The sequence below is a fragment of the Pantoea sp. GW821-FHT03E06 genome (assembly GCF_059420725.1).
The window spans coordinates 3,357,731-3,373,210 of the sequence record NZ_JBWKUG010000001.1; the positions used below are offsets into that span (position 1 = coordinate 3,357,731).

Annotated in this window: 12 protein-coding genes; 4 read left to right on the plus strand and 8 right to left on the minus strand. The window is 53.1% G+C overall.

Annotated features, from left to right (window positions below):
- The first annotated feature begins 56 nt into the window (after window positions 1–56).
- Window positions 57–2,315, plus strand: coding sequence for an FAD-dependent oxidoreductase (locus AC07WB_RS15645; RefSeq protein ID WP_494941080.1), 2,259 nt, complete (start codon window positions 57–59; stop codon window positions 2,313–2,315).
- On the opposite strand, the gene argO is transcribed toward AC07WB_RS15645, so the two are convergent.
- The 6 genes from argO to tkt all read right to left on the minus strand — a co-directional run bounded on the left by argO (window position 2,312) and on the right by tkt (window position 9,886).
- Window positions 2,312–2,935, minus strand: a complete 624-nt coding sequence (argO, locus tag AC07WB_RS15650; protein WP_400458419.1) for an arginine exporter ArgO — start codon at window positions 2,933–2,935, stop codon at window positions 2,312–2,314. The two genes, AC07WB_RS15645 and argO, sit on opposite strands and share 4 nt — an antisense overlap.
- Before the next feature lie 130 nt (window positions 2,936–3,065).
- Window positions 3,066–3,941 (minus strand): small-conductance mechanosensitive channel MscS, encoded by an 876-nt coding sequence (mscS, locus tag AC07WB_RS15655; RefSeq protein WP_097096136.1) that lies wholly within the window; start codon window positions 3,939–3,941, stop codon window positions 3,066–3,068.
- A gap of 188 nt (window positions 3,942–4,129) precedes the next feature.
- The gene (gene fbaA / locus AC07WB_RS15660; protein WP_097096135.1) at window positions 4,130–5,209 is read right to left on the minus strand and encodes a class II fructose-bisphosphate aldolase; all 1,080 of its coding nucleotides are present in this window, start codon (window positions 5,207–5,209) and stop codon (window positions 4,130–4,132) included.
- Between the two features lie 104 nt (window positions 5,210–5,313).
- Entirely contained in the window at window positions 5,314–6,477 is a 1,164-nt protein-coding gene (pgk, locus tag AC07WB_RS15665; protein ID WP_494940794.1) for a phosphoglycerate kinase, read from the minus strand.
- A 51-nt stretch (window positions 6,478–6,528) separates the two neighbouring features.
- Window positions 6,529–7,548, minus strand: coding sequence for an erythrose-4-phosphate dehydrogenase (gene epd, locus AC07WB_RS15670; RefSeq protein ID WP_494940795.1), 1,020 nt, complete (start codon window positions 7,546–7,548; stop codon window positions 6,529–6,531).
- A 346-nt stretch (window positions 7,549–7,894) separates the two neighbouring features.
- On the minus strand, window positions 7,895–9,886 hold the full coding sequence (tkt, locus tag AC07WB_RS15675) for a transketolase (RefSeq protein WP_494940796.1): 1,992 nt from the start codon (window positions 9,884–9,886) through the stop codon (window positions 7,895–7,897).
- Window positions 9,887–10,159: 273 nt separating this feature from the next.
- Here tkt and loiP point away from each other — a divergent pair, with 273 nt between their 5' ends.
- A complete protein-coding gene (loiP, locus tag AC07WB_RS15680; protein ID WP_494940797.1) occupies window positions 10,160–10,912 on the plus strand; it encodes a metalloprotease LoiP in 753 nt (250 codons plus the stop codon).
- Between the two features lie 73 nt (window positions 10,913–10,985).
- Here loiP and AC07WB_RS15685 read toward each other — a convergent pair whose 3' ends face one another.
- Both AC07WB_RS15685 and speB read right to left on the minus strand, forming a co-directional pair.
- Window positions 10,986–11,390, minus strand: a complete 405-nt coding sequence (locus AC07WB_RS15685; protein ID WP_345828381.1) for a YidB family protein — start codon at window positions 11,388–11,390, stop codon at window positions 10,986–10,988.
- Window positions 11,391–11,444: 54 nt separating this feature from the next.
- On the minus strand, window positions 11,445–12,365 hold the full coding sequence (gene speB, locus AC07WB_RS15690) for an agmatinase (protein WP_097096129.1): 921 nt from the start codon (window positions 12,363–12,365) through the stop codon (window positions 11,445–11,447).
- A 920-nt stretch (window positions 12,366–13,285) separates the two neighbouring features.
- Between speB and AC07WB_RS15695 the strand changes: the two genes are divergently transcribed.
- Both AC07WB_RS15695 and AC07WB_RS15700 read left to right on the plus strand, forming a co-directional pair.
- The gene (locus tag AC07WB_RS15695; protein ID WP_494940798.1) at window positions 13,286–13,654 is read left to right on the plus strand and encodes a hypothetical protein; all 369 of its coding nucleotides are present in this window, start codon (window positions 13,286–13,288) and stop codon (window positions 13,652–13,654) included.
- A gap of 19 nt (window positions 13,655–13,673) precedes the next feature.
- Window positions 13,674–15,449 carry a polysaccharide biosynthesis/export family protein gene (locus AC07WB_RS15700; protein WP_494940799.1) on the plus strand — a complete coding sequence of 592 codons (1,776 nt, stop codon included), beginning with the start codon at window positions 13,674–13,676 and terminating at the stop codon, window positions 15,447–15,449.
- Window positions 15,450–15,480: the final 31 nt, after the last annotated feature.

A 15,480-nucleotide genomic window follows, 5' to 3' on the forward strand; every position in this document is an offset into this window, starting at 1 on the left:
GATCACCTGCGGCGGGTAAAACTCAATCTTAGCCTTAGCCATAGAGGAATGAAATGATGCAAATTTTCTCATCACAAAATGCACGCGACTTTCCTCAGCAACAGCTGCAGGCAGACTTATTGGTTGCCGGTGGAGGTTTAGCGGGCGTGTGTGCCGCTTTAGCCGCTGCACGCGAGGGGCTGAGCGTGGTGTTGATTCAGGATCGCCCGGTGCTGGGCGGCAACGCCTCCAGTGAGGTACGCCTGTGGGCTAACGGTGCCACTTCTCACATGGGCAATAACAACCGCTGGGCGCGCGAAGGCGGCATCATGGGCGAGATCATGGAGGAGAATCTGTGGCGTAATAAAGAGGGCAATCCCGTGCTGTTTGATCTGGTGCTGCTGGATATTGTGCAGGCACAGCCGGGACTGACCTTACTGCTCAATACTGTGGTTACTGATATCGAAAAATCTGGCCGCCGCCTGCAGGCCGTACAGGCATTTAACGCTATCAACCAGACGCACTATCGGGTTTCGGCCGCGCAGTTTATTGATGCCAGCGGAGATGGCGTCCTGGGCTATCTGGCCGGTGCCGCACATCGTGTCGGCGCAGAATCCGTTGACGAGTTTGGCGAGAAAATGGCGCCAGGCGAAAATTTTGGCCACAAGCTCGGGCATTCGATCTACTTTTACACCAAACGCGCCGCACAGCCCGTCCGCTTTGTACCGCCCTCTTTTGCGCTGAAAGAGATCAGCGCTATTCCGCGCTACCAACGCCTGAATGCTACTCTCAACGGATGCGATTTATGGTGGCTGGAATGGGGCGGACGGCTGGATACCGTGCACGAAAGCGAAGCCATTAAGTGGGAACTGTGGAAAATTGTCTGGGGCGTGTGGGATTACATCAAAAACGCCGGTGAATTCCCGGATGCCGCTAACCTCACCATTGAATGGGTTGGGCTCATTCCCGGCAAGCGCGAGAGCCGACGTTTTCTTGGCGATACGCTGCTCTGCCAGCAGGACATCATTGAGCAGCGCGATCACTACGATGCCGTGGCGTATGGCGGCTGGTCGATTGATTTGCATCCGGCCGACGGCGTCTATAGCCAACACGAAGGGTGTCGTCAGTTTCACAGCAAAGGCACCTACACCATTCCATTCCGCGCGTTGTATAGCCAATCGCTGGATAATTTGCTGTTAACCGGCCGCCTTATCTCCGCAACGCACGTGGCATTTGGCAGCGCACGCGTGATGTGTACCTGCGGCGTACTGGGTGAAGCCGTGGGACGCGCAGCCGCCATCTGTCAGCGGCAACAGCTTACGCCCGCCGAGCTGGCGCAGCCGGATCGGGTGGGAGACTTGCAGCAACAGTTGCTGCGTCAGGGCGCATTTATACCGCGCGTGCCGCTGGCGAATCCCGCCCGAGACGCACAGGTTACGGTCAGCAGTACGCTACAGCTGCGCGCCCTGCCCGCGGATGCAGGATGGCAGCCCATGACATCTCGCTGCGCACTGCTGCTGCCGATAAAAGCAGGCGAACGGTTGCCGGCCATCACCGTGCAACTGCGTGCCGCGCGGGCGCAAACCTTACAGGTGTCGCTGCTCACCAGTGACAACCCCGCCAATACCTGCGGCGATCGCCCGCTCGCCGCGCAACGCATCGAGGTCAAGGATCAGGGCGCTTATCGCCTGAATTTTGATTATCTGGCCGATAGCGATCGCTATCTGTTTATCGCTTTTGCAGAGAATCCGGATATTGAGATGGCGCTGACCAGCCAGCGTTTGCCGGGCGTGATGATGGTGTTTAATAGCCTCAACCCTCGCGTAGCAAAACGTACCCGTCAGATTAATGATGGTGATTACGGGGTTGATGAGTTTGATTTTTGGTTGCCGCGTCGCGCGCCGCAGCAAATCCTGCTGGCCTTTGCGCTGGAAGCGCCGCTGCAGCTGTGGCATCGCGATTATTTGCTGAATGGCAAGTTACGTCCGGAACGCCACACAAGCTGCTGGGTGCCGGCGCTGGACGACGCACATCCCCACGTAAGCTGGCAATGGCGGGAACCGCAGCAGGCGCGCCAACTCACCTTGTTATTTGATAACGATTTCGATCATGCGATGGAGACGGTGCAGATGGGGCATGCGCAGTCGATAACGCCACACTGCACCACGCATTATCGCTTGTGGCTGGATGACACATTACTGGTTGAAGTGCAGGAAAATCACCATTCACTGTGTCATCACCTTGTGCCGCAGGAAATGCGTTTCAGCCAGATCCGACTGGAACTGCTCGCCAGTGCGGGTTCGCTGCCCGCACTTTACGGCTTACATCTGCATTAGAACGCAGCTATCCCCTGGCGCGCCAGCTGGATGGCGATAAACCACATCACGCCACCAACCAGCAGATTAATAACGCGTTGCGCCCGCACGGTGCGCAATCGTGGTGACAGCCATGCCGCCATCAGTGCCAGGCCAAAGAACCAAATAATAGACGCGCTGACGGTGCCAAAGGCAAACCAGCGGCGTGCGTCCACTGATGGCAACTGACTGCCCAGGCTGCCAAGTACTACAAAAGTATCGAGATAGACGTGCGGATTCAGCCAGGTTACCGCCAATAGTGTGCCGATAATGCGCCAACGTCCCTGCTTCAGCTCGGCTTCAGAAGCCAACGACACATCACCTTGCCATGCACTGCGCAGCGCACCCCAGCCATACCACAGTAAAAATGCCACGCCCGCCCAGGTAATGATCATCAGTAAGATGGGGGATTGATTCAGCAACGCGCTGCCGCCAAAAATTCCGCCACAGATCAGCGCAATATCGCTAAGGGTACAGAGCGCAGCGGTCATCAGATGGTAATGGCGCTTGATGCCCTGATTCATCACGAAAGCATTTTGCGGACCTAATGGCAGGATTAGCGCGGCACCAAGGGCAAGCCCTTGTAAATAAACAGATAACACAGTGTCATTCCTGAACAATAAGAAGATGCTGTGCAGTATAGTGAGGTGAGAGTATTAGAGGAAATTGAAAGAATTAATTGCTCATTAGTTTCATTAATAAAAAAGGCACCCGCAGGTGCCTCTTGCTCACTTACTCGGTGCGAGCGGGCAGCTGTTGTTCGCTTTTCACCTGATGCAGATGCACATCCATCTGCGGATAAGGAATACCAATTCCATTCGCATCCAGCGTGCGCTTGAAGTTCTTCATCAAGTCCCAATAGACGTTTTGCAGATCGCTGCTTTTGCTCCAGCAACGCACGACAAAGTTGAGCGAGGAGGCCGCGAGTTCGTTCAGGCCAATCTGGATACCGAGATCTTTTAAGACGCGCTCATCCGCTTCCACCACTTCCTGTAACAGTGCAATGACCTGATCAACATCCGCATCGTAGGCCACGCCAATGATGAATTCATTACGACGAATCGGTTCACGTGAATAGTTAATGATGTTGCCGGCAATGATTTTACCGTTTGGCACCACCACAATTTTGCCATCGGCGCTTTTCAGGGTCGTAGAGAAAATCTGTACGTTCTGCACGGTACCCATCACACCACCAAGATCAACAAACTCACCGGTTTTGAACGGACGGAAGGTCACCAGCAGCACGCCGGCAGCAAGATTCGACAGCGACCCTTGCAATGCTAAACCCACGGCCAAACCAGCGGCACCCAGCACGGCGATCACCGAGGCGGTTTGCACGCCAACGCGACCCAATGCAGCAATAATGGTGAACGCGATAACGCCGTATCGCACCATCGCCGAGAGGAAATCAGCCACGGTGGCATCAATATGACGCGCCAGCAGCACGCGGTTAATGGCATTTGAAATAATGCGTGCGATGAACATACCAATGATGATGGTAACGATCGCCGCCACAATATTGACCGCATAGCTAAGGATCAGTGCCTGATTACGTACCAGCCATCCACCGGCACTGTTAATGCCATTAACGACATTTAAGTCTTCCATTTGTTAGCCCTGTTATTGAGTTTCCCGCGGGAAAATGCAAAAAACTGCCAGATTGACTCCGACACTCCGATTACAAGGTTAAACAAAAATAGGGCGAAGCGCCAAAAATGGCCTGAATTCGTGGGATTTTCCAGACGAGACGCATAAAAAAAGGCCCTTTCGGGCCTTTTTTGTACTGTAAGGAATAATTACAGAACGTCGACAGCGTTAAGTTCTTTGAATGCTTGTTCCAGACGAACAACCATTGATGCCTGCGCTGAACGCAGCCAAACGCGTGGATCGTAGTATTTCTTGTTCGGGCTATCAGCGCCGTTCGGGTTACCCAGCTGGCCTTGCAGATAGGCTTCGTTCTTTTTGTAGTACTGCAGGATACCGTCCCAAGTTGCCCACTGGGTGTCGGTATCGATGTTCATTTTGATTACGCCGTAACCGATTGATTCTTCGATTTCTGCCGCAGAAGAACCTGAACCACCGTGGAACACGAAGTTAAGCGCGTTGTGCGGCAGATTATGTTTCTTGGTTACGTATTCCTGAGAATCACGCAGGATGGTTGGGGTCAGTTTCACATTGCCTGGCTTGTACACGCCGTGCACGTTACCGAAGGAAGCCGCGATAGTGAAACGTGGGCTGATTTTGTTCAGCTCGGTGTAGGCGTAATCAACGTCTTCTGGCTGGGTGTACAGGGCAGAAGCGTCCATGTGGCTGTTGTCCACGCCGTCTTCTTCGCCACCGGTGCAGCCCAGTTCGATTTCCAGGGTCATATCCAGCTTAGCCATACGCGCCAGATACTTAGAGGAGATCTCGATGTTCTCTTCCAGTGACTCTTCAGACAGATCAATCATGTGCGAGGAGAACAGTGGCTTACCGGTTTTCTTGAAGTGCTCTTCGCCCGCGTCCAGCAGACCATCGATCCACGGCAGCAGTTTCTTCGCGCAGTGGTCGGTGTGCAGGATAACCGGCACGCCGTATTTTTCAGCCATCAGATGCACATGATAGGCACCCGCAATAGCACCAGCGATTGCCGCGCCTTGTGGCTCATCAGTTTTAAAACCTTTACCGGCGATGAAGGCAGCACCACCATTGGAGAACTGAACGATGACCGGCGCTTTCACTTTGGCCGCAGCTTCCAGTACCGCGTTGATGGAATCCGTGCCAACGCAGTTAACTGCAGGCAGAGCGAATTTGTTTTCTTTCGCTACTTGGAAAATTTTCTGAACGTCGTCACCAGTGACAACGCCGGGTTTTACGAAATCAAAAATTTTAGACATGGTTGTGTCCCGTTTCGTTACCGTTCATCCCCGAAGGGATTGCGATTTGATTGCCCAAAAAAGGGCTAGCCTTCAGGCGACGCCGAAGCGCCGCCCCCAAAGAGTTATTGTTTCGCGCGCTCTTCCAGCATAGCAACTGCTGGCAGTTTTTTGCCTTCCACGAACTCGAGGAATGCGCCGCCGCCGGTAGAGATATAGGAGATCTTATCTTCGATACCGAACAGGTCGATAGCGGCCAGCGTATCGCCGCCACCGGCAACAGAGAATGCATCGCTATCAGCGATGGCGTTGGCCACGATCTCGGTACCTTTACGGAAGTTCGGGAATTCGAACACGCCAACCGGACCGTTCCACAGGATGGTTTTCGCGTCTTTCAGGATCGCAGCCATCGCGTTCGCAGTTTCGTCGCCGAAGTCCATAATCTCTTCGTTATCCGCAACTTCGGTAACCTTTTTCACGGTTGCCGGTGCAGTTTCAGAGAATTCCGTACCTACGCGTGAATCGGTAGGAACCGGAATGCCGTGCTCATCACGCAGCTTTTTCGCCGCTTCAACGAAGTCTGGCTCGTACAGAGATTTACCGACGTTATTGTCGATGGCAACGAAGGTATTCGCGATACCACCGCCCACGATCACGGTATCGGCGATCTTAACCAGCGACTGCAGCACGTCAAATTTGGTAGAAACTTTAGAACCGCCTACCACAGCAACCAGCGGACGTTCTGGATTGCTCATCACTTTACCCAATGCTTCCAGCTCAGCAGACAGCAGCGGACCGGCACAAGCGATAGGCGCGAACTTGCCCACGCCGTGGGTAGAAGCCTGCGCACGGTGCGCGGTGCCGAACGCATCCATGACGAAGACGTCGCACAGCGCGGCATATTTCTTCGACAGGGTTTCTTCGTCTTTTTTCTCGCCTTTGTTAAAGCGTACGTTTTCCAGCACCACCAACTCACCCGCGCCAACTTCTACGCCTTCGAGATAGTCTTTCGCCAGGGTTACGTTGGTGCTGTTCAGTTTTTCTTTCAGGTAGTTAACAACCGGCAGCAGGGAGAACTCTTCGTTGTATTCACCTTCGGTCGGACGACCCAGGTGAGAGGTAACCATCACTTTCGCGCCCTGTTTCAACGCCGCTTCGATGGTAGGCAGAGAAGCACGAATACGTGCATCTGACGTCACTTTCCCTTCTTTCACTGGCACGTTGAGATCGGCACGGATCAGAACGCGTTTACCAGCAAGATCCAGATCGGTCATCTTAATTACAGACATGGTGAACCCTCTCGTTGATTCTCATAAGTTTTGCCAGACGCAGTCCGCGTCTTACCTGAAACCGCTTGCGGCCATTGCTAACGTCGTGTCGATCATGCGGTTAGCAAAGCCCCACTCGTTGTCACACCAAACCAGCGTTTTGATAAGGTGATGACCACTAACCCGCGTTTGCGTGCCATCAACGATGGCACTGTGCGGATCATGGTTAAAATCTACTGAGACTAACGGTAATTCCGTATAGTCAACTATACCACGAAACGCCCCTTCTGACGCGTTTTGCAGCAACGCGTTGACCTCACACGCCTTCACCGCCTCGCGCACAGACACGCTTAAATCAATGGCTGTCACGTTGATGGTGGGTACGCGCACCGCAATAGCCTCGAAGCGATCGTTAAATTTCGGAAAAATACGGGTAATGCCAGCAGCAAGACGCGTATCCACCGGAATGATCGATTGACTGGCGGCGCGGGTACGGCGCAGATCGCTGTGATAGGCGTCAATCACCTGCTGATCGTGCATCGCTGAGTGAATGGTGGTCACGGTGCCCGACTCAATGCCAAACGCATCATCCAACAATTTGATCACCGGAATAATACAGTTGGTGGTACAGGATGCGTTGGAGACGATGCGGTCAGTTTGTTTAAGAGCCTGTTCGTTTACACCGAACACCACGGTGGCATCAAGATCGTTACCGCCAGGATGCGAGAACAACACTTTCTTCGCGCCCGCCAGCAAATGTGCCTCGCCATCGGCGCGGCTACCGTAAACGCCGGTGCAATCCAGCACGATATCCACATTCAATTCTCGCCACGGCAGCACCTCTATTTCGGCCTGATGCAGGATGCGGATGGTGTCGTCGCCAACAAACAGTTGGTCGCGCTCCTGGCGCACATCAAAGGCAAAACGTCCGTGGCTGGTATCGTACTTCAGCAGATGCGCCATGCCGGCGGCGTCCGCCAGTTCGTTAATGGCGACCACGGTGATTTCAGCCCGGCGGCCGGTTTCATACAAAGCGCGCAACACGTTACGCCCGATACGACCAAAACCATTTATTGCTACACGAACGGTCATCTCTACCTTCAACAACACCCGAAAAAACGTGCCGATTAGCCTGAGCGTTTCACACCGTTTTGTACAGGGAATTATTGTCTGTCAGCAGAGGCAAAATGTAGAAACTCGCTCACGACTGAAACGGTTCAGCTAGAGTAATGCAAGAGAGGAATAACGGGAATGATTGCGATCAATTGAGTGGCAGAATATTGGATCTACGTCACAAATTTTGCATGAAGAAATTATTACTGCAGGAATAATTGAACCGTTTCAGGTTAGAGGTAGGAGATGTGGTACAGATGCGCGCGATGAATCGCGCCGCTACAGGCGATGCATAACCGGTAGCGGCGCAATTTATTACGCAAAATTACAGAATCGATTTCGCCGTCTTAACTACGTTCTCAACGGTGAAGCCAAACTCTTTGAACAGCTGATCCGCCGGCGCTGACTCACCGAAAGTGGTCATACCGACGATTGCGCCGTTCAGGCCGGTGTATTTGAACCAGTAATCGGCGATGCCCGCTTCGATTGCCACGCGTGCGGCAACGGCTTTCGGCAGCACGGATTCACGGTACGCCGCATCCTGCTTATCGAAGGCGTCGGTAGACGGCATAGAGACCACGCGCACCTTACGGCCTTCGGCCGTCAGCTGCTCATACGCCGCCACCGCCAGCTCCACTTCAGAACCGGTAGCGATCAGGATCAGCTCAGGCGTTCCCTGGCTGTCTTTCAGCACGTAACCACCGCGCACCACATTAGCCAGCTGCTCAGCGCTGCGATCCTGCTGTGCCAGGTTCTGACGCGAGAAGATCAGCGCCGATGGACCGTCAACGCGCTCGATGGCGTACTTCCACGCCACTGCAGATTCAACCTGGTCGCACGGGCGCCACAGGCTCATGTTTGGCGTCATGCGCAGGCTGGCCATCTGCTCAACCGGCTGGTGCGTTGGACCATCTTCGCCCAGGCCAATCGAGTCATGCGTGTAGACCATGATCTGACGGATTTTCATCAGCGCGGCCATACGTGCGGCGTTACGCGCGTACTCAACGAACATCAGGAAGGTGGCGGTGTACGGCAGGAAGCCGCCGTGCAGCGCAATACCGTTGGCGATAGCGGTCATACCGAATTCGCGCACGCCGTAGTGAATATAGTTGCCCGCCGCGTCTTCATTGATCGGCTTAGAACCCGACCACATGGTGAGGTTGCTTGGCGCCAGGTCAGCGGAGCCGCCCAGGTATTCCGGCAGGATTTTACCAAATGCTTCAATGGCATTCTGCGAGGCTTTACGGCTGGCGATTTTCGCCGGGTTGGCCTGCAGCTGCTCGATGAACTTCTGCGACTCGCTGGCCCAGTTAGCCGGCAATTCGTTGTTCACGCGACGCTTGAACTCGGCAGCCAGCTCCGGATGCGCGGCAGCGTAGGCAGCAAACTTCTTATCCCACGCGGACTCTTTCGCCTGGCCGGCTTCTTTAGCATCCCACTGCGCGTAAATGTCTGAAGGGATTTCGAACGGACCGTGGTTCCAGCCCAGCTGTTTGCGGGTCAGCGTGATTTCATCGGCACCCAGCGGCGCGCCGTGCGAGTCGTGCGTGCCGGCTTTGTTCGGCGAACCGAAGCCAATCACGGTTTTGCACATCAGCAGCGAAGGTTTATCGGAAACCGCTTTGGCTTCTTCCACCGCTTTCTTAATTGCGTCAGCGTCGTGACCGTCCACGCCGCGCACTACGTGCCAGCCGTAGGCTTCGAAGCGTTTCGCGGTGTCGTCCGTGAACCAGCCATCCACGTGGCCGTCGATAGAGATGCCGTTGTCATCATAGAAGGCAACCAGTTTGCCTAGCTTCAGGGTACCGGCGATGGAGCACACTTCGTGAGAAATGCCTTCCATCATGCAGCCGTCGCCCATAAACACGTAGGTGTTATGGTCTACGATGTCATGACCGGGACGGTTGAACTGCGCCGCCAGCGTGCGCTCGGCAATGGCAAAACCGACCGCGTTTGCAATGCCCTGGCCCAGCGGGCCGGTGGTGGTTTCCACGCCAGCGGTGTAGCCGTATTCCGGATGACCTGGAGTTTTAGAATGCAGCTGACGGAAGTTCTGCAGTTCGCTCATTGGCAGGTTGTAGCCAGTGAGGTGCAGCAGGCTGTAAATCAGCATTGAGCCGTGACCGTTAGACAGCACGAAGCGGTCGCGATCTGCCCACAGCGGGTTAGTAGGGTTATGGTTCAGGAAGTCACGCCACAGCACTTCGGCGATGTCCGCCATGCCCATTGGGGCACCCGGATGTCCCGAATTGGCTTTCTGTACTGCATCCATACTTAACGCGCGAATGGCGTTGGCAAGCTCTTTACGAGAGGGCATCTTCTACTCCAGGTCGGATTAATGCTCCGCCACGCTTAACTTATTGTAATTAATCAGTTATAAGGCGAAGCGAGAAAAAAGTCGCACATCAATGTACATGAAAATCAGGGCAAAAGTACATGCATCAGGGTGCTAAATCACGGCGATTCGGTTGCATTTCCAGCCTTGTCTGCTAGCAAGTGAACAACTTGCGAGCTATAACCAAAGCGTTTAAACGCCTGTGTCTGTTTCAGGTGTTTGTTTTCTTTACCTTGTTACTCAAAGGATGCTGATATGAAAATGAGAGCCACCGTTCTCGCTCTGGGCATGGCTTCGCTATTAAGCGGTTGCCAGGGATTCGATAACAACGCGCTGCTGCAATCTGGCGCACAGGCCTATCAGGCCTATACGTTGAACGATTCACAGGTGAAGGAGTTAAGCAATCAATCCTGTGCGCAGATGGATAAAGACAACCAACTGGCCCCCGCTAACAGTGAATATCAGCAGCGACTGAACAAAATCGCTGCCGCGCTGGGCGACAACATCAACGGCGTGCCGGCCAACTACAAGGTGTATCTCACCAAAGACGTCAATGCCTGGGCGATGGCGAACGGTTGCATTCGCGTCTACAGCGGGTTGATGGATATGATGACCGACAACGAAGTGGAAGGCGTACTCGGCCATGAAATGGGCCACGTGGCGCTTGGCCATACGCGCAAAGCGATGCAGGTAGCGCTCACCACCACGGCAACGCGCAGCGCGGCGGCATCGGTTGGCGGCGTGATTGGCTCGCTATCGCAGTCGGAACTGGGTGAAATGGGTGAGAAATTAGTGAATGCACAATTCTCGCAAACCCAGGAGTCTCAAGCTGATGATTACTCTTACGATCTGCTGAAAAAGCGCGGCATTAATCCACTCGGCTTAGCAACCAGCTTTGAGAAACTGTCGAAGCTGGAACAGGGTCATCAGAGCACAATGTTTGATTCGCATCCTGATTCTGCAGCCCGCGCGCAACATATCCGTGACCGGATTGCATCGGGTAAGTAATGCGCATAAAAAAGGAGCGCATCAAAGCGCTCCTTAACACGTAGGGTTGGCATTCATGCCAACCTGGCAAAACTCAGCGCTTAAACAAGCCGTCCACCATCGCGCCCAAATCCTGCGTACTGGACGTGTCGACGTGTCCCTGCGGCGACAGCTTATCAATTACCTGCGGCAGCAGCGCCGCCAGCGTGCCGGATGCACCATTCACATCGGTACCCAGCTTATCCGCCAGCGACTGCAGCTGATCCTGGCCGAGCGCATTTTGAATCTCGCCGCTATTAACCGGTTGATTGTTACCGCTGCCAATCCAGGTATTCAGCACCTGCCCAAGGCCGCCCTGCTGGAACTTTTGCAGCAACACTTCAACGCCGCCCTGCTCCTGCACCCAGTTCCAGATAGCCATAAGCTGCTGGAGCTGATTGCCCTGCCCGCTTCCGTTGTTATTTCCCAGCGATCCAACTAAATCATCAAGTAAGCCCATCGTTGCCTCCGCAGATTAATTGACTGCCAGTAAGTGTAGCCGCAAGCGCAAGGATTAACCTTTATTCGCCGCCTGTACGTGCAGCATATCGAGTGCCAACGTCGCCGCCGCCAGCGAAGTCAGATCCGCATGATCGTAGCCCGGCGCCACTTCCACCAGATCCATACCGACAATATTCATGCCCTGCAAACCACGAATCAGCTTGGTAGCTTTGTCGCTGGTCAGGCCGCCAATCACTGGCGTACCGGTGCCCGGCGCGTGTGCAGGATCGAGGCAATCGATATCAAAGGTCAGATACACCGGCAGATCGCCAACGGTGCGCTTCACTTCCGCCAGAATATCGTCAACGCTGCGATCGTTGACCTGCGCCGCATCCAGCACGTTAAAACCGAGGCTCTTATCGAACTCAGTACGGATACCAATTTGCACAGAGTGCTGTGGATCGATCAGGCCCTCTTTCGGCGCGGTGAAGAACATAGTGCCGTGATCGAAGGTTGGACCGTTGGAATAGGTATCGGTATGCGCATCAAAGTGCACCAGCGCCATTTTGCCAAAGTGCTTAGCGTGCGCGCGCAGCAGCGGCAGCGTCACGTAATGATCACCACCGAAGGTCAGCATGCGCTTGCCGTTCGCCAGCAGCTTCTCAGCGTGCGCCTGCAGTTTATCTGACAGATCCTGCGAATCGCCGAAGGCATAAACCAGATCGCCGCAATCGACGACATTCAGACGCTGACGCAAATCGAAATCCCACGGCCAGCGGCAGCCTTCCCATGCCAGGTTGGTGGAGATCTGACGGATGGCGCCGGGTCCTAAACGGCTGCCCGGACGGCCTGATGTTGCCGCATCGAAAGGTACACCGGTGATCACCCACTCGGCGTCGCTGTCGTAAGGCTGGAAGTTAACCGGGAAACGCATGAAACCAAAGGCGTTGGAAACCAGGGAATTATCGTACTGATTGCCCAGGGTGTTATACATAAATCGTCCTCTTCCTTATAAAGGCTAGGTTTAATACCCTCAATAATTCATGTTGCAGGACGGCGGCAAACGAGCGAATCCCGATGAACTTACTTAGGTAAGTGATTGGGATGAACGAGAGCAGCCAACGCGCCTACAGCATGAAGTATGGCGGATATAGATGAAAAAAATCCCCTCCGCGTCGTTAGCCCGACGAGGAAGGGATGTGTTATGCGCGATTATCGCGAAGATTGCCTCGCCCTGCAATCGACGCTTGCAACGCCGATTAACAAAATAGCCACTAAGATATATTGATAATGGACAAGATATTTTCAATTAACTTAATTATTTGACATCTTAAACCGGAATATAGACGTATTTTCATTTACCAGCTTCAATTAGCCGATAAGCGTGCATTTTCGGGCGCGCGAATGATAATTCCTGAAGGTGCTGATTAAATAATCAAGCTTCATTTCAGCAAGTTACTCCTCTCTGCTTAAAATCCCTTTTCCGCACGCGCTCCTCTAGTTACCGAAATGCTTACAACTCTGTCAGCTCTTACGCAAATTCAATAATTTTAAGACACGTATAATACGGCTGTTTTTTGAGCATGGAGCCCATCTCAGAAAATAGCTTTATCTAATGAACTTGAAATGTTCCAGTGCACAGGTAGCTGTAAAGCCTGGGGCGGTAGCGTACCAATTTCCACCCCACTCTATTGGGGGCGCTTAGTTAAAAAATGATTCGAGGCGCATAAGGCTAATGTGCACCCACTCTTGTTTACTCATGATGTCGATTATCATTTTCTCTTCTAAGCCTTTTTTCAAATGCGGTTAATTACTTCTTTTCATTACTCATCATGAATATTTCGTTCATGCCATGCCGCATTGGTTTTTCAATATTTACACGTCAGGTTTTAAGTACATGGAAACTATTTGCAAATGAACAAAACTATTCGCTTTATGGTGATGCTGCTCGCTCTGCCTCTTGCTGGCTGCGCCTATTCGCCCAAGCAGGTCGACGCATCACGTCCGCTGGTCAATAAGTCCGATACCACTCATCTCCAGGCTATGCCGGAAAATCTCCAGCAATCACTGAATACGCTGCCGCAGGGAGCTGCTCTGAGCGCCAATGGCGCCACCTTTACGCTAGGCCAGCGTTATGTTTCCGCCCTCGGGCAGGATTGCGTTGAGTTGTTAGTTAACAGTAATCGCAATCAGTCCCAACGTACCGCGTGTAAGAGCGCTGATCGCTGGTATCTGATCCCACAACTGGAACAGGCGTCTGTCAGAAACCTGATCGCTGAGTAATAAATCGATGATAAATGTTGTGAAAAAAACCAAGTTTCGTCAATTAACCGCCCTGCTGCTGCTAATGTGCGCCGCTTGCAGCTCCTTTGTAACGCACGCTGCCGACACGTCGGATCAGGTACCCACGTTTGGCATGAATGCCCCCGCTAATGCAGCCGACAGCGGGCGTACACAGCTCGGCGGCCAGGCTACGTTGGGAGGCCAGACTAATGCTGTATCGGGAGCCGGTACGTTTGCTCAGCAAAACCGTCAGGGCATGCTATTGCCGGGTGAAACAGACGTAAGAAAACTTCTGCCACAATCTGAATCAGGCCTGCCGCCACCTTACGGTGCTAACTTGTTTGCCGGTGGTTATGAAACCGAGCGCAGCGACGGATTGAATGACAATTATCTCATCGCGCCAGGAGATAAACTGAATATATGGATTTGGGGCGCAGTGAACTTCTCCAATGTCGTCACGGTTGATAACCAGGGGAATATTTTCATTCCTGATGTCGGCCCAATTAATGTGCAGAACGTGGCGGCCAGCAAAGTTAACAATTTGGTCAGTAGCCATATTAGCGATGTTTTCACCAATAATATTAGCGTTTACGTCAATTTATTAACAGCCACCCCAGTCAGCGTATTTGTCACTGGTCCAGTGATCCGTCCTGGGCAATATGCAGGACAATCATCGGACAGCGTTCTTTATTACCTGAAACGCGCCGGTGGTATTGATCCCGATCGTGGCAGCTATCGTCAGATTAAAGTCATCCGTCATAACCGGGTTATTCGCCAGATAGATCTCTACGAGTTTATGCAGCAAGGTAAGATGCCTAAACTTTCGCTGAAAGATCAGGACGTCATCCTCGTGGAACCGCAAGGTCCGATGATCAATGTCGCGGGGAAAGTGCGTAATCCCTTCCGTTTTGAGTTGAAGGAAAATGACACGCTGGGCTCGGAGCTCATCGACTATGCGCTCCCTCTGGCAAAAGTCAGTCACGTGGGTGTTATTGGTACCCGCTCTTCCGGACCTTTCTCGGTATATCTTCCTTATAAAGATTTTGCTCACATCCAGCTTAACGACGGTGACAAAGTCCTGTTTAACGATGATATGCATGCCCAGGTTTACGATGTGCAGGTTTCGGGCAGTTATCAGGGGCCTTCTTTCTTCACCGTGCGCAGAGAAACCCGACTGCATGACCTTCTAAATCACATTCCGATTGATCCTAACCTGGCAGATTACGGCTCCATTTATGTCATGCGTAAAAGCGTGGCGGCGCGGCAAAAAGAGATGCTGGATGAGTCGCTGAACCGCCTGGAACGCAGCGTATTTACGGCTCCTGCCAGCTCGGATGGAGAAGCCTCTATTCGCGCCAAAGAAGCTGAACTGGTGATGAAGTTTGTGGAGAAAGCACGCAAAGTTCGGCCATTAGGTAAAGTGGTGGTCGCCGATAAAGGTGTGATTGCCAATATCCAGCTGGAGCAAGGCGATCAGATTGTTATCCCGTATAAAACTGACCTGATTCAGGTGGGTGGCGAAGTTATGGTGCCGCAGGCCGTGGTCTTTAACCCACATGCCAGCCTCGATGACTATGTAGCCTGGGCAGGTGGCTTTACTGAGCGCGCCAATGACCAACGTATTGCGGTTATTCATGCCAACGGGCTAATGGAGTTTATGGGCAAAGGCGATGTGATGCCGGGCGATCAGATTCTAGTCATGCCGAAAGTTGATAGCAAAACCCTGCAGTCAATCAAAGACATCACCCAAATCATCTATCAAGTTGCCGTGGCTTCGAACGTTATCCTGAGATAATCCCCAAGGTAGCCTCGCCTGCAGGTGAGGC